This is a genomic window from Treponema bryantii (assembly GCF_036492245.1).
In the GTDB taxonomy this organism is placed as follows: Bacteria; Spirochaetota; Spirochaetia; order Treponematales; family Treponemataceae; genus Treponema_D; species Treponema_D bryantii_C.
Map to the genome: position 1 here is coordinate 937774 of NZ_AP025286.1, position 18968 is coordinate 956741.

Below are 18968 nucleotides of genomic sequence, written 5' to 3' on the forward strand. Positions count from 1 at the left end.
GTTCCTCTAGTTCTTTCTGGCGCGGCTTTTGCTTACTGTACTGAAAGTGTATCCTTGTGCTTTAAGCTCAGGGTACACATCCTGTAAAAAGGCCGGCAGAAAATCTGCACTCCAGATATGGCCTATCATTATAACGCTTCCATTTTTATTTGCAAGGTCAAGGCCTTTTTTAAGCTCTTTAAGAGCGTTTGCGTTTGTTTTCTCGTTATCAAGGAAGATGTTTCGTTCGTAGTATGAATAACCGAGTTCGCCCGCAACATACGGCACCTTGGTTTCTACGTTAGTGCGGCTATCGAGGAAGTAAATACCTTCCTGAGAGCAGAACTGCATCACCGTGGCCATTTTTTCTGCATTGGCTGTAATGGCAGATCCTTCATGATTATTCATTCCGGAAATCGGGCCGATTTCTGTGATGTTCTGAAACAGCACAGACTTTATTTCACTTTCACTCATTTCAGGTTTAATGGCACCTGGTCCCGGATTTACAGATGTATTTACAGCCTGCATCGGCTGATGAAGCATAACTTCAAAGCCGGCCTTACGAACCTGTGCTGCAGTCTCTTTTGAATGTGCCAATTGAGGAAGAACCGCAACTGTTATAGGGAAGGGCAGCTTTAAGAACGGTGCAAGGTGCGAAAGATTTTGTCCTCCGTCATCAAAAACAAAAATCAGCTGAGCATTATTTTTTGCTTTTGGAAAGTTGTATTTTGATGATGGTGTTACAGGCGCAGGGACTGTAGTTGTGTCCTGTGTTTTCTGAGTATTCTGTGAATCCTTTTCAGGAGTTTTATCTTTTACCTGAGGTGTTTCGATTTTTACTGATTTATCTGTTTTTGCAGGCTCTGTTTTATTTGAAGACTGCGGCTTTTTAGGAGTCTCTGGCTTTTTTGTTTCTGTTTTTGGCTGACTTTCTGTTTTTGGCTTAGTATCTGCCTTTGTTTTGTTTTCAGTTTTAGGCTTGTTTTCATCCTTTTTCTTTTTAGCAGACTCGGCTTCAGTTTCTTTATTATTCTTTGAATCAATAATTTCTTCTTTATATCTTTCTATTATACTGTCTGGAAGCTTTTTGTTCGGTTCATGAAGTGTTGTAACGAGCAGTAAGCCCATACAGATTGTGATAATAGCACAGCAGAAAATAATTGCCTTATAAGCCGGAATATATACCTTAGGCTTTTTTGATGAGCGGCGGGTTGTGCGGGTAGTTCGTTTTGATCCGGTTTTTCTTGTTGTTTTGCTGGAAGTTTTTCGCGCTGTTTTTTTCTGAGGCATAAGATGATAGTATCACTTTGGAAAGATTTTGTCAGTTAGGGGGATTCCTTGATATATTTTAATAAATACTGTATTTTCTTAGTAAGATTGTCGGGTCAAACCCGACAATGACAGATGTTTTATTGAGGTAAAAAAATGATTATCACTTGTCTTGATCTTGAAGGCGTACTTGTACCGGAAATCTGGATTGCTTTTGCTGATACTGTTGGAATTCCAGAGCTTAGAAGAACTACCCGCGATGAGCCGGATTATGACAAACTGATGAAATATAGAATCGGAATCCTTAAGGAGCATGGACTTGGTCTTAAGGAGATTCAGGAAACAATCAAAAAGATTGATCCTCTTCCTGGAGCTAAGAAGTTCCTCGACGAACTCCGTTCATGCTGTCAGACAATCATTTTGAGTGATACTTTCAGCCAGTTTGCAGCTCCTCTCATGGAAAAGCTCGGACAGCCTACAATTTTCTGTAATGAACTGATTGTTTCTGATTCAGGAGAAATTACAGGCTACAAGATGCGCTGCGACAAGAGTAAGCTCACAACTGTAAAGGCTCTTCAGTCAATCGGATTTGAAACAATCGCTTCGGGCGACAGCTTCAACGATCTTGGAATGATTGAGGCTTCTAAAGCCGGCTTCCTTTTCCGTTCTACAGAAAAAATCATCAAGGATTATCCACAGTATCCTGCATTTACAGAATACTCGGAACTGCTTGACGCGATTAAGAAAAGCCTATAATCGAAAAAACGGCTCAGAGGCAAGCTGTGCTTGCCGACTTGACAAGCACACTTAAAATATTTATTTAGTTTATAACCGGGGGTGGCGGAGCATAATGAGACGTCGTTTCATTTCCGCCTGAGATTATACCCTTCGAACCTGATCCGGATAATACCGGCGGAGGTAGGTATGAAAAAAAGTCATACTCTCATCGTTTTATCAATCTTCATTTTTACATTGGTTTGCCCCATGCTTATGGGCTGCAAAAAATCATCTAAAGTTGACGCTGCTCGACTCAACGAGGTTATCGTTTACACTTACGATTCTTTCTGTGGCGAATGGGGAAGTGGTCCTGAAATTGCACGTCTTTTCGAAGCAAAAACTGGTATCAAAGTAACTTTCATTGACTGTGGTGATGGTGTTCAGATTCTTTCAAAGGCTCTCATTGAAAAAAATGATCCTTATGCAGACGTTCTTCTTGGTCTAGATAATAATCTTACAGAAAAAGCTGGTGAAAGCGGAGTATTTGAAAAATTTAAGCCTTCAAATGCATCAGTTCTTGCAGATGGTCTTGAAGAAGAACTCGGTGGAAACTGGATTATGACTCCTTATGATTACAGTCCGTTTGCAATCATCTGGAATTCACTTTCTGGAATTCCAGCTCCTGCCTGTCTTGAAGACCTTACAAAAGATATTTATAAGAAAAAGCTGATTTTGATGGATGCCCGCACAAGTACTCCTGGCCTTGGTTTTGAAACCTGGGTAAATAAAGTTTACGGTGATAAAGCAGCTGATTATATGAAGAGACTTGAACCTTCTATTCTGACTATGGCCCCTGGTTGGAGTGTAGGTTATGGAATGTTTACTGATGGCGAGGCACCTCTTGTAATCAGTTATACAACTAGTCCCGCTTATCATATTGAGTATGGTGAAGGGGATCAGTATAAAGCCCTTACATTCTCTGATGGTCATGTTATGCAGGTTGAAGGTGCTGGTCTTGTAAAGGGTGCAAAGAATCCTGGTGGAGCTAAGAAGTTTATTGAATTCCTTATCAGCGAAAGTGCTCAGAATGTAATTCCAGGAACTCAGTGGATGTTCCCTTCTAATAAAAACGTAGTGCTTCCAGCAAGCTACGATACAATTGAGATGCCAAAGATTTTGAAATAGTGTTTAAGATTTATTTCTACACCTTAGAAATTGCGCTTCTCTCAACTTTAATTGCAGCAGCGGCTGGTATTCCTGCTGCATACTTCACTGCGCGCCGGCGTTTTCCCGGCCGCAGGATACTTCTATCGTTTTCTGCGGTTTCACTGTGCGTTCCTTCCCTTATTGTTGCACTAGGCTATGTTAGCTTCTGGGGAATGAACGGCACTGTAAACCGTTTTTTCGGAACTCATTTTTCCTTTCTATATAGTACAGCAGGAATTGTAATTGCTCAGGGTTTTTACAATGTTCCGTTTATAACGGGGATTGTAAGTGAGGCCTGGGAACGTCTGCCACGGGAACAGGAAAACGCCGCACGCTTATTAGGCGCCGGTGAAACCCGCATTCTTCGTACCGTAACTCTCCGTCAGCTTTCGGGAGCAATCGGCGCGGCCTGTATTCCGGTTTTTCTTTTCTGTTATTTCAGTTTTATGATTGTCCTGCTTTTTTCTCCGGTTGGACGTTCTACTCTTGAAGTTGAAATTTATCATTCAATCAGGACAACTCTTGATGTAAGTGCCGGTGCTAAACTTGCGCTTCTGGAAACCGTAACGGCTTTTGGAATTGTACTGGCTTACAGTTATGTGGCAAGAAGAAGTCAGACGACGTCGAGCGGAGTGGATTATGTGCCGGTTGTGAGAAGACGGATTCGCGGGTCGGCGGTTATATTTGTTCCGCTTGTTTTTCTGATTTTGATTTTTTTGATTTTTCCGCTTGGAGCTGTTTTTGTGAACGGAGCGGGGGAACTCGGTAAAGTACTTAGGAGCCGGGGCTTCTGGAAAGCTTGTGCGAACTCGGTTAAGTGCGGGGTGGCGACCGGCGCGGCGTGTACTTTGCTAGGCTTTGCTTATTCGGTGGCGGTGAAATTGACGAGGCGGCAGGCTAGCGTGATTTTGCAGACGGTGCCGGTGCTTCCGATGGCGATTTCATCGGTCGTGATTTCGTGGAGCGCCACGATGATTTTTCATCGCGGAACTCCGGCTTTACTTGTGGCGCTGCAGACGGCGCTGTATTGGCCAATCGCTTACCGGCAGATTCAGAACGGAATTAACCGGATATCTTATGAGACGGATGCTGCGGCAAGGCTTTTATCCCGCGGATGGTTTGACAGCGTGGTGCGAGTATATCTGCCAGCATGCCGACCGGTTCTGTTATCAGCCTTTGCTTACTGCTTTGCAATAAGCCTTGGAGATGCTACTATGCCTCTGGTACTCTCAATCCGTAATTTTGATACTCTTGCACTGTACACTTATAAACTTGCCGGTGCATATCGTTTCAGCCAGGCTTGTGCCTGTGGTGGTATTGTTGCCGCCCTTAGTATGTTGATTTTCTCGCTTGGAAAAAAATGAGTTACTTTAGCGTAAAAAATATTCATAAAACATGGGAAACAGTTACAGTTGATTTTTCTCTTGAATGTGAAAAGGGTAGTATGACCTGTCTGCTCGGTCCGAGTGGCTGTGGAAAATCAACTGTGCTGAATATAATCAGTGGGCTTGAAAAAAACGACCCGGAATACGAAACAAAACTCGAAGTGGAACTCGACGGTCAGCGTATTGAAAAACTTCCTCCTCGTCAGCGTGGGGTTGGAATGGTATTTCAGAGCGGTGCTCTTTTTAATCACATGAATGTAGTAAATAATGTCGCTTACGGATTGATTTCCCAGGGAATGAAAAAAAAGGAAGCTCTGATAAAGGCTTCTGCATATTTACCGGAATTTGGACTTACTGATTTTGATAAGCGTATGCCTCAGACTTTAAGTGGCGGAGAGCGCCAGCGTGTGGCACTTGCTCGTACTTTGATTACAGAGCCAAAACTTGTTCTACTTGATGAGCCTTTGTCTGCTCTTGATGCTGATCTTCGTCGTCGTCTTGCTGCACAAATCCGTGAATGGCAGAAAAAAATCGGCTTTACAGCAATCATGGTAACTCATGATGTTAATGAAGCTGAAGCTATTGCAGATAAGATTGTAAGATTTTCCAAATAATACTGGCTGATAAAAGAATATGTTATTGATTCTTTTTCATATACCAGTATGAATAAAGTTTTTCAAAACCAAGTTTTTTATAAAGGTTTACTGCAATATCATTAGTTTGAACCACTTGCAGATAAGAATGATGAGCACCTTCTTTTTGTGATTTTTCAAGAAGTGCAGAACATACTTTTTTACCGAGTCCATGGCCGCGAAGTTCTGGTGAAACAACAACATTCTGAAGCAGCATATATCCATTTTCAATTGCAGCAGAAGCGCATGCAGCAGGTTTTCCTTCATATATAAGAGTGCAATATATTGTATCAACCAGAACTTTTGAAATCATTCTGCGGAAAACATCCTGATCATGTAAATCATTTATTTCATGAACTTTAAGAAAGACGGGCAGCCATTCATCCGGCACAGATGAAAAAATGTATTCAATTGATGAGTCTTTTTCAGATGTAACAGTACTTGTTGCCAGATCACAAATCATCAGATCTGTTGGAGTTACAGGTTCGTATCCACGCTTTGCAAGAAAATCATTTAATTCTGAATCTATTTCAGTGATTTTAAACAGACAGGGAAGTCCCTGCTTTTTGTAAGCCTGTTCGCAGAAAGAAACTTTTTCTTCAAAAGATTTAGAAGAAGGGTAGAGTACACTGACCGAATTTGCACGGCCAGTGTATCCTTCAGAAAATTTAAGAATCCAGCCATCGTAAAGAAGAGTGTTTAAGGCAACATGGCCGTTCAGACACATTTCTTCGATTTTTTGTATCTGTTCATTCATGTATGTATCCCCCATAGAAGCTCTCCTTTAGAATTGACTTGCGACTAATAAATCATTGTTCCAATACCACGGTCAGAGAACATCTCGATCAAAAGTGAGTGTGGAACGCGACCGTCGATAATATGTGTGCGTGGAACTCCGCCTTTAAGGGCAGTTTCACAGCAGTCGATTTTTGGAATCATACCACCGGCAATAACTCCAGTGGCTTTGAGAGAACCGATTGCAGTGCGTTCAATTCTCTTTATGAGTGTTGTAGGATCGTCAATGTTGCGGAGGATACCAGGAACGTTTGTGAGCTGTACGAACTTTTCAGCGTGAAGAGCAACTGCAATTTTAGCAGCGGCTGTATCAGCATTGATGTTGTAACGTGCTGTGTCCCCGTCTTCTCCAAGAGCAACTGTAGATACTACAGGAATAAATCCTTTATCGAGAAGTGAAGAGATGATTTCTGGATTTACTTCTGTAACTTCACCTACAAAACCGAGATCTTTTTCTGTTTTTACAGCGCGAAGAAGACCCGAATCAACACCAGAAAGTCCAACAGCTTTACCGCCTTTCTGCAAAAGAATACCAACGATGTCTTTGTTCAGTTTTCCTGTAAGAACCATCTGAACAATTTCCATTGTCTCTTCGTCTGTGTAGCGGAGTCCGTCAACGAATTTGCTTTCCTTACCAACGCGTTCGAGCATGTGGTTGATTTCTGGTCCGCCGCCGTGAACGAGTACAACCTTAATTCCGATTGTATTAAGAAGAACGATGTCTTCCATTACAGCCTGCTTGAGTTCTTCGTTGAGCATGGCATTTCCGCCGTATTTTACTACGACAACCTTGCCGCACCACTGCTTAAAATATGGAAGTGCCTGAACAAGTACTTCTGACCACTGTTCTGTTGCAATATTGTTTGTTTCGTTAGCCATCGTTATCTCCTAGGTGCGGTAGTCGCCGTTGATTTTTACATAATCATAAGTAAGGTCGCAGCCCCATGCAGTACCTTCTGCGTCTCCGTCATGGCACTGAACAAGAATTTCTACGGCTTCACGGCTCATGATTTTCTTAGCAAGATCTTCGTCGAAGTTTGTAGGAACTCCGTCCTTATAAACCTGAACAGATTCTTCTCCATGAACTTCAAAATCATCATAATTTTCAAAATATCGTTTAGCGTCTGGACGGCTTGTGAACCAGATGCTTGTTTTGTCTGGATCAAAAGGAATTCCACTGTAGCCCATTGCACAGAGGAATCGTCCAAAGTTTGCATCGCTTCCGAACATAGCAGCTTTTACGAGGCTTGAGCAGATGATTTCCTTTGCAAGTCCGCGTGCAGCTTCAATTGTAGCGGCCCCTTTTACATTACATTCAACAAGGCGGGAAGCTCCTTCACCGTCGGCAGCAATCTTCTTTGCCATTACTGTATTCATTTTATTGAGTGCTGCAAGGAATGCATCGTAATCTGCGCCGGCAGCAGTAATTTCTGCATTGCCTGCTTTTCCGTTTGCAAGGATTGTGAGTGAGTCGTTAGTAGAAGTGTCTCCGTCTACAGATACACAGTTATAAGTTCCAAGAATTGATTCGTGGAGTGCCTTGCTGAGCATTTCTGAGCTGATTGCACAGTCTGTTGTAATAACACTGAGCATTGTTCCCATGTTGATGTGAATCATGCCAGAGCCCTTACACATTGTTCCCATGCGGCAGAGTTTTCCACCAACAGTGAACTCAACAGCGCATTCCTTGAACTGAGTATCAGTTGTCATGATTGCGATGCGGGCTTCTTTATTTCCTTCGCGTGAAAGTCCCTTTGCGAGAGTTTCTGCATTGTTTTCAACTTTTGTAACATCCAGCTGTGCGCCAATTACACCGGTTGAGTAAACGATAACATCTTCCGGTTTAATGTTGAGCTGATTTGCTGCAGCTTTTGCCATACGGAGTGCGTTTTCTGCACCCTGAGCGCCTGTACAGCAGTTAGCGTTTCCAGAAATTGCGATGAGAGCCTGTGCCTTACCGTCTGCGAGGTGCTTCTGAGTAAGCTTTACGCTTTCTGCTTTTACGCGGTTCTGTGTAAAAACACCGGCTGCATTACATGGTACCTCAGAATAAATGAGGGCTGTATCATTCTTTGTTCTGCTTGCCTTAATGTGGCAGAGCATACCGTTTGCGGTGAAGCCCTGGGGAGCACATACACCGCCTTCTATAAATTTAATATCATTCTGCATAAATATTCATTCCTTTTGTATATTTATACTGTTTTTGAAAAGATTGTTCAACTAAAAAAAACGGTCCCTTCAACTTTGTTCAGGGACCATTTCAGGTTTATTGTACTACAGACCAGTTGTCGCCGTTGTCTACCATCGGAACATTTTTAAGTCTGTACAACTCTGGGGCTGTCACGAACTCAAAGCCCATCTCTTTAAGGGCTGGAATTGCACGGTCGACAACCTCACGGGTTGCGTCGTTACCTTCATTTACGTGCAGGAGGTACATAACGCCGTCCTGTGTGTTTTCCATCATCTTCTGATAGCGTACATCGGCAGGACAGGCTGGAAGCCAGTCATCGCAGCCATGGCCACAGATGAATGGAACGTGAATTACTTCATGCATCAGGTCGTTTACGCAGATGTAAGGAGGGCGGAAAAGTACCGGTTTTTTGCCTGTAATTTTGATGATTGCTTCATCACATTTGTCGTATTCTTCAATCATCTGCTCTTTTGTGAGTTTTGTCATATCAGGATGTGTCCAGGTATGGTTTTCAATGTCGCAGCCCATTTTTACGGCACGCTCTATTACCTTTGTGTTTTCAGGTGTGATTTTATTACCAATCAGAAAGAAAGAAGCTACAACACCGTGCTTTTCGAGAACATCGAGCATTTTATCCATTGTGTCGTTGCCCTCAAAATTTGGACCGTCATCAAATGTTAAACTACAGTACTTTTTTTCCATTTTTTTCTCCAAATGGGCTTAGAGACAGGTAGCCTCATCAATTCCCATCATAATATTCATACACTGAACAGCAGCTCCGCTGGCACCTTTTCCAAGGTTGTCGAAACGTGTTGTAATCATAATTCTATCATCATTTCCGTATACAAATACCTGCATATTGTTTGTTCCGGCAAGGGTATTTGCTGGAATGAACTGCTCTGGTAAAACACCTTCACCCATAAGCGGAGCAACCTGAACAAAACGGCTGCCTTCATAATGAGCGGCAAACATTTCCTGTACATCTTTTGCAGTTACCTTTTTTGAAAGAAGGCGGCTGTGAAGACCAACTGTAACAGTCATTCCCTGGAAGTAATCACAAACGTAAGGATTGAAAACAGGTTCAAAGTCGAGGCCTGATATTTTTTTGATTTCCGGTAAATGTTTGTGCTGCTGTGTCAAAGCATAAAGACGTGGAGAATCAAGTCCTGGATCACGGCCTTCTGCTTCATACTGTGCAATGGCTTTTTTTCCTGCTCCGGAATATCCGCTGACTGCGTGAATCACAACAGGATAATCAGCTGGCATAATTCCTGACTTAACAAGAGGGTAGCAGATGGCAATTGAGCCTGATGCGTAACAACCAGGTACGGCTACACGGTTTGAAGTCTCAATTTTCTTTCTGAAATCAGCTCCAAGCTCTGGAAATCCGTATGCCCAGTCTGGATTTGTACGGTGAGCTGTAGAAGCATCGATAATGCGTGTTTTAGGATTTGTGCACAGAGCAGCAGATTCAATTGCGGCGGCATCTGGCAGACACAGGAATGTAAAATCCGATGCATTGATCATTTTTGCCTTTTCAGCAGGATCTTTTCTCTTATCATCATCAATAGTAATGATTTCAATATCATTGCGCTTTTCAAAACGCTCAAAAATCTTAAGGCCGGTAGTGCCTTCTTTTCCATCAATAAATACTTTGTAAGCCATGCGGTTATTATAGAAGAATGCAATTGTTTTCACAATATAAAAGTTTGACCGTAGTGATTTTGTAGATTATAATATTTTGTTAAGGAAATCTTACATTTGGCACAGATTTATCAGTATGCAGTTGCGGCTCTCTTTATTGATGCAGTAATCATCTTTTTCTACTTTCAGAAAAGAAGTCTGCCAACCTTCCAGAATATAGTCTTTTTCGTAATTCTCTCTGTTGTTACTCTTAATACAGTTGCAGAGCTCGGTGCCGGCTATATGGAAGAGCATCTGTCTTCATTTTCTATAGGGACAGCTTATATTATAGAATGTCTCTATTTTACATTTAACCTGACATTTGGTGTTCTTTTTACTATATATAACCTTTCTGCCTTTGATATTTATGGCAGGCTTAACAAAAAATCAATAAGGATTGTTCAGTCGGTTATTCTTTTTCCGTATTGTTTTTTTTTGATTTCCGTATGGCTTACTCCGCTTCTACATAATTATATCAATCTTGTTTTTACTTTTGATTATGTCAACGGATATCAGCGCGGAAGAAATTTCTGGTTTTATGGTCTTTGTTCAACAAAAGCTTTCTTTATAATTTTTTCTTTTGCTATCATTCTTTGTTTCAATCGATATATTGCCAGATCGAAGATGCAGATTATGTACTTTTTCATTGTGACTATGTCTGTTACTTCACTTATGCAGCTTTTTAATTATGGTCTTTTGATTGAGTCTTTTGGAATGTCGCTTGTTACACTGGTCTACTTTTTCTTTATTCAAAAACCGGAAGAGATGGTAGATTCTTCAACCGATACTTTGAATCAGTCTGCGTTACAGCGCATGCTCAGATATAATCTGGCAGTTGGACGAAGGTTTTATTGTGTTGCAGTTTTTATTGATGACACAATGTTTATTGCCAATACCTTTGGTATTCCAAAACTGAATGCTTTCCTTACTGATGCCGGTAACTTTTTGAAGCAGAATTTTTCTTATGCAAATGTTTTTAGCCGTCAGCAGGGCTGTTTCTGTATTCTTTTGCGGGAAAGTGATGAAGAAGCTCTGAATAGAGTTATAACTCTGCTTAACAATCGTTTTCAGAAGGCCTGGGTTCGTGAAAATGTAGAATTAAAGCTTTACATCCGCCTGTGTATTATTGACTGTCCAAAGGATGCTGAAAGTCCGGAAGAAATTATGGATATCATCAATATGATTTCTTCGGATGAGCGATATCGTCAGAGCGTTGTTTTTGCCAGTGAAATTGATTTGAAATACCGCCGTCGTACAATATGTATAGAACATTGTTTACGAAATGGTCTTACAGAAAATCGTTTTGATGTTTTCTATCAGCCTATCTGGTCTACAGCAGAGAAAAAACTGATTGGTGCAGAGGCTTTGATTCGTCTGAAGGATGAAACTGGACATTTTATTTCGCCGGAGGATTTTATTCCGATTGCAGAAAAAACTGGTGCAATTCTTCGTATTGGAGAATATGTGTTTGAGTCTGTTTGTCTGGCTCTTTCTCAGATTGATGTTGAAGCATACGGTATCAAAAAAATTGATATAAATCTTTCGGTTGCTCAGTGTATGCAGGAAATCCTTGCCGAGCAGATTTTGAAAATCAACAGTATCTATAAAATTCCGCCTTCAATTATTAATCTTGAAATTACAGAAACGGCGGCTGCCCATACACCGGAAATCCTCTTGAAAAACATGCAGGATCTTGCAGATGCCGGTTTTGAGCTTTCTCTTGATGATTATGGTTCTGGATACTCGAATATGAGTTATATGCTGAACCTTCCATTCAAAATGATTAAGATTGATAAGTATATTGTCTGGGCTGCCTTTACAGATAAGAGGGCAGAAAAGGCACTTGCTGCTACTATCAAAATGATTAAGGAAATTGGAATGACTGTTCTGGCAGAAGGTGTTGAAACTCCGGAGCAGGCTGAATGGCTTACAGCTTCCGGCTGTGATTATCTGCAGGGCTTTTATTATTCCCGGCCTATTCCAAAAAAAGAGTTTTTAAGTATAATGTTAGATAATAAAAAGGGGGATGCAAATGCAGATTAGAGAATCAGCAGAGATGTATCTTGAAACAATACTTGTGCTTTCAAAAAAGGGTGACGTGCGTTCTATTGATATTGCACGTGCTATGGATTTTTCACGTCCTTCTGTAAGTGTTACAGTACATAATCTTGAAAAAGAACATTATATAAAGATAAATGAAAACGGAACAATTTCTCTTGAGCCTGCTGGTCGTGAAATTGCAGAACGTATTTATGAACGTCATACAGTTCTTACAGATCTTCTTATTGCAATCGGAGTTTCTGAAAAAACAGCTGCAGAAGATGCCTGTAAAATCGAACATGATCTCAGCGTAGAAACTTTTGAGTGCGTTAAAAAAGCAATCAAAAAAATGGGCAAAAAATAACATGACTAATCTTAGGAAAATCAGAACAAGACTTACAGCCTTGTTCTTTCTTTTAATATTCAGTGGAGCAGGGCTTTCTGCCGCTACTTTTGATTATGAACAGCCTTTTTCACTTAATCCTGTAAATGAAAGTATTCAGCTTGGGGTGGGTGGGCTGCTTTCCGGTTCTGCACTTGTTTGCGATAAAATTCTTCATATCAAAAATAATGATTTTAATGCAGCAGATTTAAACCTGTCAGAAATTTCTACACTTGAACAGATATTAATGAAACCATACAGCAAGCCTCTTCATATTGTTGGAACTGGAACTATGGCACTCGCTCTGGCAACTCCTGCTGTTTTTGCTGTGTTACCAGCTAAAGAGTGGCTTACAATTGGAACAATGTATCTGGAAACTATGCTGCTTGCTAACGGAATTAAGGAATGGATGAAGCTTCTGGTTTATCGAACCCGACCTTATATGTATTTTGATGATTATCCGCAGGATAAGGTAGAAGATGGAGACTGGAACTGTTCATTCCCTTCTGGACATTCAACGCTTGCATTTGCTGCGGCTGCATTCTCAACTATGGTATTCTGTCAGTGCTTCCCTGATTCAAAATGGAAATATGCTGTTGCGGGAGGAGCCTTTGGTCTTGCAGCTACGACAGGTATTTTCAGAATGGCATGTGGAAAACATTTCTTTACAGATGTCCTTGTAGGTGCCGTTATAGGAACTGCCTGTGGTTTTATAGTTCCATACATGCATACAAAAAACTTTTACGGAAAATTTGAAAAGAAAAGCGGCAGAGCAAATGCTAATTTAACTCCTGCAGGCTTAACTTTTTCTTATAATTTCTAATAAATTTAGGTTTTGTCTATTGACAAACTTTAGAAAAATCTCTATATTATTAAAACATTCGCAAGGATGGATGGGCTACTAGCTCAGTAGGTAGAGCAACGCCCTTTTAAGGCGTGGGTCACTGGTTCGAATCCAGTGTAGCTCAGTAAAGGACTTCTGGTTTCAGAAGTCCTTTTTTTTTATTCTAAACAGAATTACGCTGTATTAGTCTTTTTTCTTATATTCCTGAATTATTTGTCTATAAAAATACACTACTGGAATTATATCCTTTCTTATGAAGTTAAGCGTTTATCATTGGGGCTTTTGTAATCTTTTTAATCCATTAGACATTAAGGGTTAGTTGACACTAACTATTCTTATATATATACTGAAATTATATGTTAGTTAGTACTAACGATGAAAAAACGAGGTTTTTATGAAAAGTTCAAACAAACTCAATGGTAAAGATTTAATCAACATCGGAATTTTTACTGCAATTTACTTTGTAGTGATTATGGCTCTTGCAATGCTCGGCTTTATTCCGATTTTTATGCCAACCTATTCTGTGCTTATGCCTTTATTTGGCGGTATTCCCTTTATGCTTTTTCTGACTAAAGTCCGCAAGTTTGGAATGGTCTGGATTATGAGCATTCTTATGGGACTGCTTATGTGGCTTACAGGTATGTCTTATTATGCTCTGGTTATTGGTAGTATTACAGGGTTGATTGCAGAGTTTGTTCTTAAAGGCGGCGAATACAAAAGTGCAAAAAGAGCGGTTATTGTTCATGCAATTTTCTGTTTCTGGATTGTAAGTAATTACATTCCATTATTCTTCTTTGCTGATAAATACTGGTCTACAAGACAGAATTTTGGTCAGGAATACATTGATGCACTTACAAAGTTATTTCCTAAATGGATGTTCCCGGTTCATATTGCTTTATGCTTTTGCTTCGGTATCATTGGCGGACTTCTTGGCCGTAAGATTCTTAAAAAGCACTTTGCAAAGGCTGGAATTGCATAATGGAAATCTTAAGCGCTACTTCAAAAAAATCTGTTTTGGATCCGCGCACTAAACTAATTCTGCTTGTATTTGTTTCAGTGTTTGTTCTGGGAAATGCAGGCGGAGACTGGGCGGCTGAGTTTCGTGTTGCACTGAATTATCTGCCGCTTTTTCTACTGCTAAGTGCCCGACGTTTTAAGCCATTTTTATTTGGTGTCTTTTTTTATACCTTTGCGTATGTCTTTGCAATGTTTGTTATGCCACATTGTACTGGTTTTCTGAATTTTCTGATTCTTGCAATGTGTGGAATTGTCTTGAGATTTATGCCGGGTGTTTTTACCGGGATGTATCTCGTTTCTACAACAACTGTCAGCGAGTTCATGAGTGCCATGGAAAGAATTCATATGCCAAGTCAAATCACTATTCCACTTTCCGTTATGTTCAGATTTTTTCCTACAGTTATGGAAGAAGCTTCAAGCATAAACAAGGCAATGGCTATGAGGGATATCAGATGTGGTGGAACAAAAGCTTTTCAGATGATTGAATATCGCCTTATTCCGATGATGACCTGTTCTGTAAAAATCGGGCAGGAATTGTCGGCGGCTTCACTTACACGCGGTCTTGGCGGACCAGGAAAACGAACAAATATCTGTAAAATTGGTTTTGGATTCTGGGATTATTTTACTTTTATTGCTTTAGGAGCAGGACTTGCTATAACCATTCTACATGGCTTCAAGGTGATTTAAATGATTGAACTTAATAATGTCAGTTTTACATATAGTTGTGGCGAGGGGATTGAACGTGGGGCAGCCGGAGGAGTCGGAGAAAGATCTTCAAATGGCAGTCTCTGTAACATTAATCTAAAAATAGAAGAAGGCGAATTTGTTTTACTAACCGGAGGATCCGGCTGCGGTAAGACTACTATTCTTCGTCTTATTAATGGACTTATTCCAAACTTTTTTGAAGGTGAGTTACAAGGACATGTTTTTGTTAATGGCAATGATGTTTCACAGGTAGAATTATATGATACTGCAAAAATTGTAAGCACTGTATTTCAAAATCCGCGTTCTCAGTTTTTTAATGTTGATACAACTAGTGAGCTTGCTTTTGCATGTGAAAATCAGGGAATGGAAGAAAATGAGATTTTACGGAGAATCGACAAAACAGTAAAGGATCTTCAGCTTGAACCTCTTATGGGAAGGAGTCTTTTTCAGCTCTCTGGCGGACAAAAGCAGAAAATTGCCTGTGCGTCAGTTGCGGTTACAGGAAATAAAATCATTCTTCTGGATGAACCAAGTGCGAATCTTGATTTGAAAACAATCGAAGGACTTCGTGAGCTGCTTAAGAAATGGAAGAGTGAAGGGAAAACTATTGTAGTTGCAGAACACCGTATATCTTATCTTTGGGAACTTGCCGACCGAACGATAGTTTTGGAAGATGGAAAAATTATCCGGGAAATGTCTCGAGAAGAAATGGATAGGATTTCGGAAGAAGAATTGCATAAGCTGGGTCTACGTTCAAACTGTCATGCTGAACTTGTTTCGGAATCGCATAGTCAAAAGATGCTGAAACAAGTTCAGCATGACGTGTCACTTCAAGATGGTATTGAAAATATCAACATCCAAAACTTCCGCTACAAATACCGCAATGGTCTTGTTGCCCTAAATATTCCGCATATGGAAATCCCGGTTGGAAAAATCACTGCAATTACCGGTAATAACGGCGAAGGTAAAACAACCTTCCTTAATTGTCTTTGCGGATTAGGAAAACATTCAAAAGGAATTATAGAGTTTAATGGGAAAACTTATAAACGGCATGCCCGTCAAAAGAAAATCTTTCTTGTAATGCAGGATGTAAATCATCAGCTGTTTACAGAAAGCGTTCTGGATGAAGTTATTATCAGTCAAAAAGAAGAGAATGAAAAAGAAACTCACCACATTTTGAAGAGTCTTGATCTGGATGATTTTGCAGATCGACATCCGCAGTCGCTTTCTGGCGGCCAGAAGCAGCGACTTGCTGTAGCCTGTGCAATTGCAAGCGGACGAGAGATTCTTCTTTTTGATGAACCAACCAGCGGCCTCGACTGCACACATATGCTTCAAATCGGACAAATCCTGCGTAATCTTAAAAACCTTGGAAAAACTGTAATCGTAGTAACGCACGATCGTGAACTTATCAAAGAATGCTGCGATTTTGAAATACCATTAAAGGAGTTTAACTTATGGGAACAGTCATCTTAATTTTGATTCTTTTAATAATTATTCTTTTTGCTGTAAAAAGTACTCTCAATAGGATACAGCACGGTTCGGCATGCTGTGGTGAACGAGATGCACCGGAGAAAAAAGTAAAAGTTCAGGATAAAAATAAATCACACTATCCTTTTAAATATGTGCTTTCGGTTGACGGCATGCATTGTTCAAATTGTACACGCCATGTGGAAAATGCTTTGAACTCGATTGACGGGATATGGGCTACTGCGAGTCTTGAAAAGAAGTCCGTAACAGTACTTTCGAAAATGGAGCTTGAGGCTGCTGATTTGGAATGTGAAGTACGGGATGCAGGCTACACGGTTCTTTCTGTTACAAAAAATCAGGTTATTACACAAGGAGATATATAATGGCAATTTCTGAATTGAAAAAAGATCAAAGCGCAGTAATCGCCTCTGTAAACGGCGATGCACGTTTTGTAAGCAGGATTACATCTATCGGACTTACACCGGGATGCAAGATTACAATCGTAAAAAACGAAAAGCATCGTCCGCTTTTAGTTTATTCGCGCGACACTATGATTGCTTTGAACCGTAATGAATGTGAGAACATCACAGTGGAGGTCGTTGCATGACAGACAAGAATGAAACAGTAATTGCATTGCTCGGTCAGCCTAACTCTGGAAAATCCACACTTTTCAATGCGCTTACAGGTCTTAAACAGCATGTCGGAAACTGGCCTGGAAAAACTGTAGAGAAAAAAGAAGGAAATTTTGAATACAAGGGAACAAAATATCTTGTAGCAGACCTTCCTGGAACTTACAGCCTTTCAGCAAACTCAGATGAGGAAATCATCACCCGTGATTATATTGCAGGTGGTAAGGCAGATGTTGTCTGTATCCTTGCAGACAGCTCTCAGCTTCAGAGAAGCCTTTATATGCTTGCTGATTATGCAGGAATTAAAGTTCCAGCTTTCCTGATTTTGAACATGAGTGATGTTGCTGCTGAGCAGGGTAAGCAGATTGATTTTGCTGCAATTTCTAAAAAACTGGGAATTCCGGTTGTTCTTTTTTCTGCTCAGGATAAAAAGAATTATGATGGATTTTATGCAGCTCTTGAAACTGCAATCAGAAAAAAGACAATACTTGATTCTTCAGCTCTTGAGACAAAATATAATTCAATTGAAGCTTATAAAGGAATTAAACCTCTTGTGCCTGAAAATGTGATTCCTGGCTATTCTTCAGTCTGGCTTGCTGCCAAGGTTGTAGAAGGAGACTTGCCGGTTACAGCAAAAATCAAAGCTGCATTGGAGGGAGAAAAGAAAAAGCAATTTGATGAAGAGGTTGCAAAAAATCTCTTGAATTCAAAAGAAACAAATAAAGGTGTGCTCCTGACGGGAGAAGCAAAGTTTGCCTGGATAGATGAGTTTCTCGAAGGTTCTGTTGCATCAAAAACACAGACACGTAAGCTTGGAAAGTTTGACCGTATGATTACTCACCGTGTTTGGGGAAAGTCTGTGGTAATTCTTACAGTCCTGTTCGGTCTCATTGCTTCATTTATACCTGCCCTTCCATTTATGGGAGTAGGTAGTGCAATCGGGGCTCTGATTAATCCTGTAACAAATGGGCTTACTGCAATCGGTTGTCCAGCCTTTATCATAGCTATCATCTGTGATGTTGTAATTAACTCTCTCAGCTTTATTTTCAAAATGCTTGGCTTCGTATTTGGTGTAACTTTAGTATTTGGTCTTCTTGAAGAAGTCGGCGTTATGGCACGTATCTCTTACGTTTTCGATAACACAATGGCAAAGCTTGGACTCCAGGGAAAATCAGTTATGCCTTTCCTTGTAAGCTTCGGATGTACAATGGGTGGTGCCGCAGGTGCGCGCGTTATCGATAACTGGGGGCAGAAAGTTCTGACAATTGCTCTCGCATGGGCCGTTCCTTGTGGTGCTGCCTGGGCAGTTGTTCCAATGCTTTCAACAGTATGGTTCGGAGGTGCTGCTCCTCTAATTATTGTTGCAATTCTTGCTGTGATGATTCTTCATATGTGGGTTACTTCAAAAGTTTTCGGCCGTAAGCTTGTTAAAAAAGAAGATCGTTGCGGTATGATTATGGAGCTTCCACCTTATCATAAACCAAAGTGGGGTGCACTTTTCCGTTATGTTCTTGGACGCACAAAGGATACCTTCTTCCGCGTTCTTAAAATCATTCTTCTTGTATCTTTTATATTCTGGCTGCTGACATTTACAAAATCCGGTTCTATGGATAACTCAATTTTGTACAAGGTTGGTCAGTTTATAGAGCCTGTTACAAAGATTTTTGGACTTGGGTGGAAAACCTTTATGGCCTTTATTGTTTCTTCTCTTGGTAAGGAAGGGGCAATTGGTGTTCTAAGTTCAATCTTCACAGACCACAATATGATTACTGTAGGTTCAACTGTAGCCGGGGGTGCAGCGGCTAATATCAATGAACTGCTTGTTGCTAACGTTGCAAAACCTGAAGCTCTTGCATTCATATTTGCGATTACCTTTAATATGCCTTGTATTGTTGCACTTGCTGCAACTTACCAGGAAACTCATTCGGCTAAGTGGACTGCAATTATTGCTCTTTACTATACAGTGGGAGCGCTTTTGATTGCGTGTGTTGCTTATCATATCGGATTGCTTATCTGGTAAAAGG

At 40.6% G+C, this 18968-nt stretch carries 19 protein-coding genes, 1 tRNA gene and 1 riboswitch; of the genes, 14 read left to right on the forward strand and 6 right to left on the reverse strand.

Features of this window, described 5'->3' with window-relative positions:
- Positions 1 to 6: 6 nt before the first annotated feature.
- Positions 7 to 1269 (reverse strand): divergent polysaccharide deacetylase family protein, encoded by a 1263-nt coding sequence (locus AABJ44_RS04410; protein WP_338370706.1) that lies wholly within the window; start codon positions 1267 to 1269, stop codon positions 7 to 9.
- Between the two features lie 135 nt (positions 1270 to 1404).
- Between AABJ44_RS04410 and thrH the strand changes: the two genes are divergently transcribed.
- The 4 genes from thrH (at position 1405) to AABJ44_RS04430 (ending at position 5170) form a co-directional block, all read left to right on the forward strand.
- Positions 1405 to 2004 carry a bifunctional phosphoserine phosphatase/homoserine phosphotransferase ThrH gene (gene thrH, locus AABJ44_RS04415; RefSeq protein ID WP_074642962.1) on the forward strand — a complete coding sequence of 200 codons (600 nt, stop codon included), beginning with the start codon at positions 1405 to 1407 and terminating at the stop codon, positions 2002 to 2004.
- 67 nt (positions 2005 to 2071) lie between these two features.
- Positions 2072 to 2186, forward strand: a riboswitch (TPP riboswitch).
- Entirely contained in the window at positions 2173 to 3150 is a 978-nt protein-coding gene (locus AABJ44_RS04420) for a thiamine ABC transporter substrate-binding protein (protein ID WP_338370708.1), read from the forward strand. (Overlaps the previous riboswitch by 14 nt.)
- On the forward strand, positions 3150 to 4535 hold the full coding sequence (locus AABJ44_RS04425; RefSeq protein ID WP_338370710.1) for an ABC transporter permease: 1386 nt from the start codon (positions 3150 to 3152) through the stop codon (positions 4533 to 4535). Before AABJ44_RS04420 ends, AABJ44_RS04425 begins: the two co-directional genes overlap by 1 nt.
- Complete coding sequence (locus AABJ44_RS04430) at positions 4532 to 5170, forward strand: ABC transporter ATP-binding protein (protein WP_338370711.1); 639 nt, start codon at positions 4532 to 4534, stop codon at positions 5168 to 5170. Before AABJ44_RS04425 ends, AABJ44_RS04430 begins: the two co-directional genes overlap by 4 nt.
- Before the next feature lie 22 nt (positions 5171 to 5192).
- On the opposite strand, the gene AABJ44_RS04435 is transcribed toward AABJ44_RS04430, so the two are convergent.
- From AABJ44_RS04435 to argC, 5 genes are all read right to left on the reverse strand, one after another.
- Positions 5193 to 5960 carry a GNAT family N-acetyltransferase gene (locus AABJ44_RS04435; protein WP_338370712.1) on the reverse strand — a complete coding sequence of 256 codons (768 nt, stop codon included), beginning with the start codon at positions 5958 to 5960 and terminating at the stop codon, positions 5193 to 5195.
- A gap of 29 nt (positions 5961 to 5989) precedes the next feature.
- A complete protein-coding gene (gene argB, locus AABJ44_RS04440) occupies positions 5990 to 6862 on the reverse strand; it encodes an acetylglutamate kinase (RefSeq protein ID WP_074642950.1) in 873 nt (290 codons plus the stop codon).
- Positions 6863 to 6871: 9 nt separating this feature from the next.
- Positions 6872 to 8152 carry a bifunctional glutamate N-acetyltransferase/amino-acid acetyltransferase ArgJ gene (gene argJ, locus AABJ44_RS04445; RefSeq protein ID WP_074642947.1) on the reverse strand — a complete coding sequence of 427 codons (1281 nt, stop codon included), beginning with the start codon at positions 8150 to 8152 and terminating at the stop codon, positions 6872 to 6874.
- Positions 8153 to 8249: 97 nt separating this feature from the next.
- Entirely contained in the window at positions 8250 to 8876 is a 627-nt protein-coding gene (locus tag AABJ44_RS04450) for a polysaccharide deacetylase family protein (protein WP_338370713.1), read from the reverse strand.
- 18 nt (positions 8877 to 8894) lie between these two features.
- Positions 8895 to 9839, reverse strand: coding sequence for an N-acetyl-gamma-glutamyl-phosphate reductase (argC, locus tag AABJ44_RS04455; protein ID WP_074642942.1), 945 nt, complete (start codon positions 9837 to 9839; stop codon positions 8895 to 8897).
- Between the two features lie 96 nt (positions 9840 to 9935).
- Here argC and AABJ44_RS04460 point away from each other — a divergent pair, with 96 nt between their 5' ends.
- The 10 genes from AABJ44_RS04460 (at position 9936) to feoB (ending at position 18964) form a co-directional block, all read left to right on the forward strand.
- On the forward strand, positions 9936 to 11900 hold the full coding sequence (locus AABJ44_RS04460; protein ID WP_338370714.1) for an EAL domain-containing protein: 1965 nt from the start codon (positions 9936 to 9938) through the stop codon (positions 11898 to 11900).
- The gene (locus tag AABJ44_RS04465) at positions 11890 to 12261 is read left to right on the forward strand and encodes a metal-dependent transcriptional regulator (protein WP_074642937.1); all 372 of its coding nucleotides are present in this window, start codon (positions 11890 to 11892) and stop codon (positions 12259 to 12261) included. The genes AABJ44_RS04460 and AABJ44_RS04465 overlap by 11 nt, the downstream gene beginning before the upstream one ends.
- A gap of 1 nt (position 12262) precedes the next feature.
- Positions 12263 to 13102 carry a phosphatase PAP2 family protein gene (locus AABJ44_RS04470; RefSeq protein ID WP_338370715.1) on the forward strand — a complete coding sequence of 280 codons (840 nt, stop codon included), beginning with the start codon at positions 12263 to 12265 and terminating at the stop codon, positions 13100 to 13102.
- A 72-nt stretch (positions 13103 to 13174) separates the two neighbouring features.
- Positions 13175 to 13247: transfer RNA gene (locus AABJ44_RS04475), tRNA-Lys, on the forward strand.
- A 270-nt stretch (positions 13248 to 13517) separates the two neighbouring features.
- Positions 13518 to 14102: an MptD family putative ECF transporter S component gene (locus AABJ44_RS04480; protein WP_338370716.1), complete on the forward strand. Its 585-nt coding sequence runs from the start codon at positions 13518 to 13520 to the stop codon at positions 14100 to 14102.
- Positions 14102 to 14827 carry an energy-coupling factor transporter transmembrane component T gene (locus AABJ44_RS04485; RefSeq protein ID WP_338370717.1) on the forward strand — a complete coding sequence of 242 codons (726 nt, stop codon included), beginning with the start codon at positions 14102 to 14104 and terminating at the stop codon, positions 14825 to 14827. The genes AABJ44_RS04480 and AABJ44_RS04485 overlap by 1 nt, the downstream gene beginning before the upstream one ends.
- Positions 14828 to 16321 carry an ABC transporter ATP-binding protein gene (locus tag AABJ44_RS04490; RefSeq protein ID WP_338370718.1) on the forward strand — a complete coding sequence of 498 codons (1494 nt, stop codon included), beginning with the start codon at positions 14828 to 14830 and terminating at the stop codon, positions 16319 to 16321.
- A complete protein-coding gene (locus tag AABJ44_RS04495) occupies positions 16303 to 16698 on the forward strand; it encodes a heavy-metal-associated domain-containing protein (RefSeq protein ID WP_338370720.1) in 396 nt (131 codons plus the stop codon). The genes AABJ44_RS04490 and AABJ44_RS04495 overlap by 19 nt, the downstream gene beginning before the upstream one ends.
- Positions 16698 to 16922: a FeoA family protein gene (locus AABJ44_RS04500; protein ID WP_074642922.1), complete on the forward strand. Its 225-nt coding sequence runs from the start codon at positions 16698 to 16700 to the stop codon at positions 16920 to 16922. Before AABJ44_RS04495 ends, AABJ44_RS04500 begins: the two co-directional genes overlap by 1 nt.
- Positions 16919 to 18964 carry a ferrous iron transport protein B gene (gene feoB, locus AABJ44_RS04505; protein WP_338370721.1) on the forward strand — a complete coding sequence of 682 codons (2046 nt, stop codon included), beginning with the start codon at positions 16919 to 16921 and terminating at the stop codon, positions 18962 to 18964. The genes AABJ44_RS04500 and feoB overlap by 4 nt, the downstream gene beginning before the upstream one ends.
- Positions 18965 to 18968: the final 4 nt, after the last annotated feature.

Coding starts and splice junctions, on each gene's coding strand:
- AABJ44_RS04410 (WP_338370706.1), bottom strand. CDS start 1,269: ATGCCTCAGAAAAAAACAGCGCGAAAAACTTCCAGCAAAACAACAAGA.
- thrH (WP_074642962.1), top strand. CDS start 1,405: ATGATTATCACTTGTCTTGATCTTGAAGGCGTACTTGTACCGGAAATC.
- AABJ44_RS04420 (WP_338370708.1), top strand. CDS start 2,173: ATGAAAAAAAGTCATACTCTCATCGTTTTATCAATCTTCATTTTTACA.
- AABJ44_RS04430 (WP_338370711.1), top strand. CDS start 4,532: ATGAGTTACTTTAGCGTAAAAAATATTCATAAAACATGGGAAACAGTT.
- AABJ44_RS04435 (WP_338370712.1), bottom strand. CDS start 5,960: ATGGGGGATACATACATGAATGAACAGATACAAAAAATCGAAGAAATG.
- argB (WP_074642950.1), bottom strand. CDS start 6,862: ATGGCTAACGAAACAAACAATATTGCAACAGAACAGTGGTCAGAAGTA.
- argJ (WP_074642947.1), bottom strand. CDS start 8,152: ATGCAGAATGATATTAAATTTATAGAAGGCGGTGTATGTGCTCCCCAG.
- AABJ44_RS04450 (WP_338370713.1), bottom strand. CDS start 8,876: ATGGAAAAAAAGTACTGTAGTTTAACATTTGATGACGGTCCAAATTTT.
- argC (WP_074642942.1), bottom strand. CDS start 9,839: ATGGCTTACAAAGTATTTATTGATGGAAAAGAAGGCACTACCGGCCTT.
- AABJ44_RS04465 (WP_074642937.1), top strand. CDS start 11,890: ATGCAGATTAGAGAATCAGCAGAGATGTATCTTGAAACAATACTTGTG.
- AABJ44_RS04470 (WP_338370715.1), top strand. CDS start 12,263: ATGACTAATCTTAGGAAAATCAGAACAAGACTTACAGCCTTGTTCTTT.
- AABJ44_RS04480 (WP_338370716.1), top strand. CDS start 13,518: ATGAAAAGTTCAAACAAACTCAATGGTAAAGATTTAATCAACATCGGA.
- AABJ44_RS04485 (WP_338370717.1), top strand. CDS start 14,102: ATGGAAATCTTAAGCGCTACTTCAAAAAAATCTGTTTTGGATCCGCGC.
- AABJ44_RS04490 (WP_338370718.1), top strand. CDS start 14,828: ATGATTGAACTTAATAATGTCAGTTTTACATATAGTTGTGGCGAGGGG.
- AABJ44_RS04495 (WP_338370720.1), top strand. CDS start 16,303: ATGGGAACAGTCATCTTAATTTTGATTCTTTTAATAATTATTCTTTTT.
- AABJ44_RS04500 (WP_074642922.1), top strand. CDS start 16,698: ATGGCAATTTCTGAATTGAAAAAAGATCAAAGCGCAGTAATCGCCTCT.
- feoB (WP_338370721.1), top strand. CDS start 16,919: ATGACAGACAAGAATGAAACAGTAATTGCATTGCTCGGTCAGCCTAAC.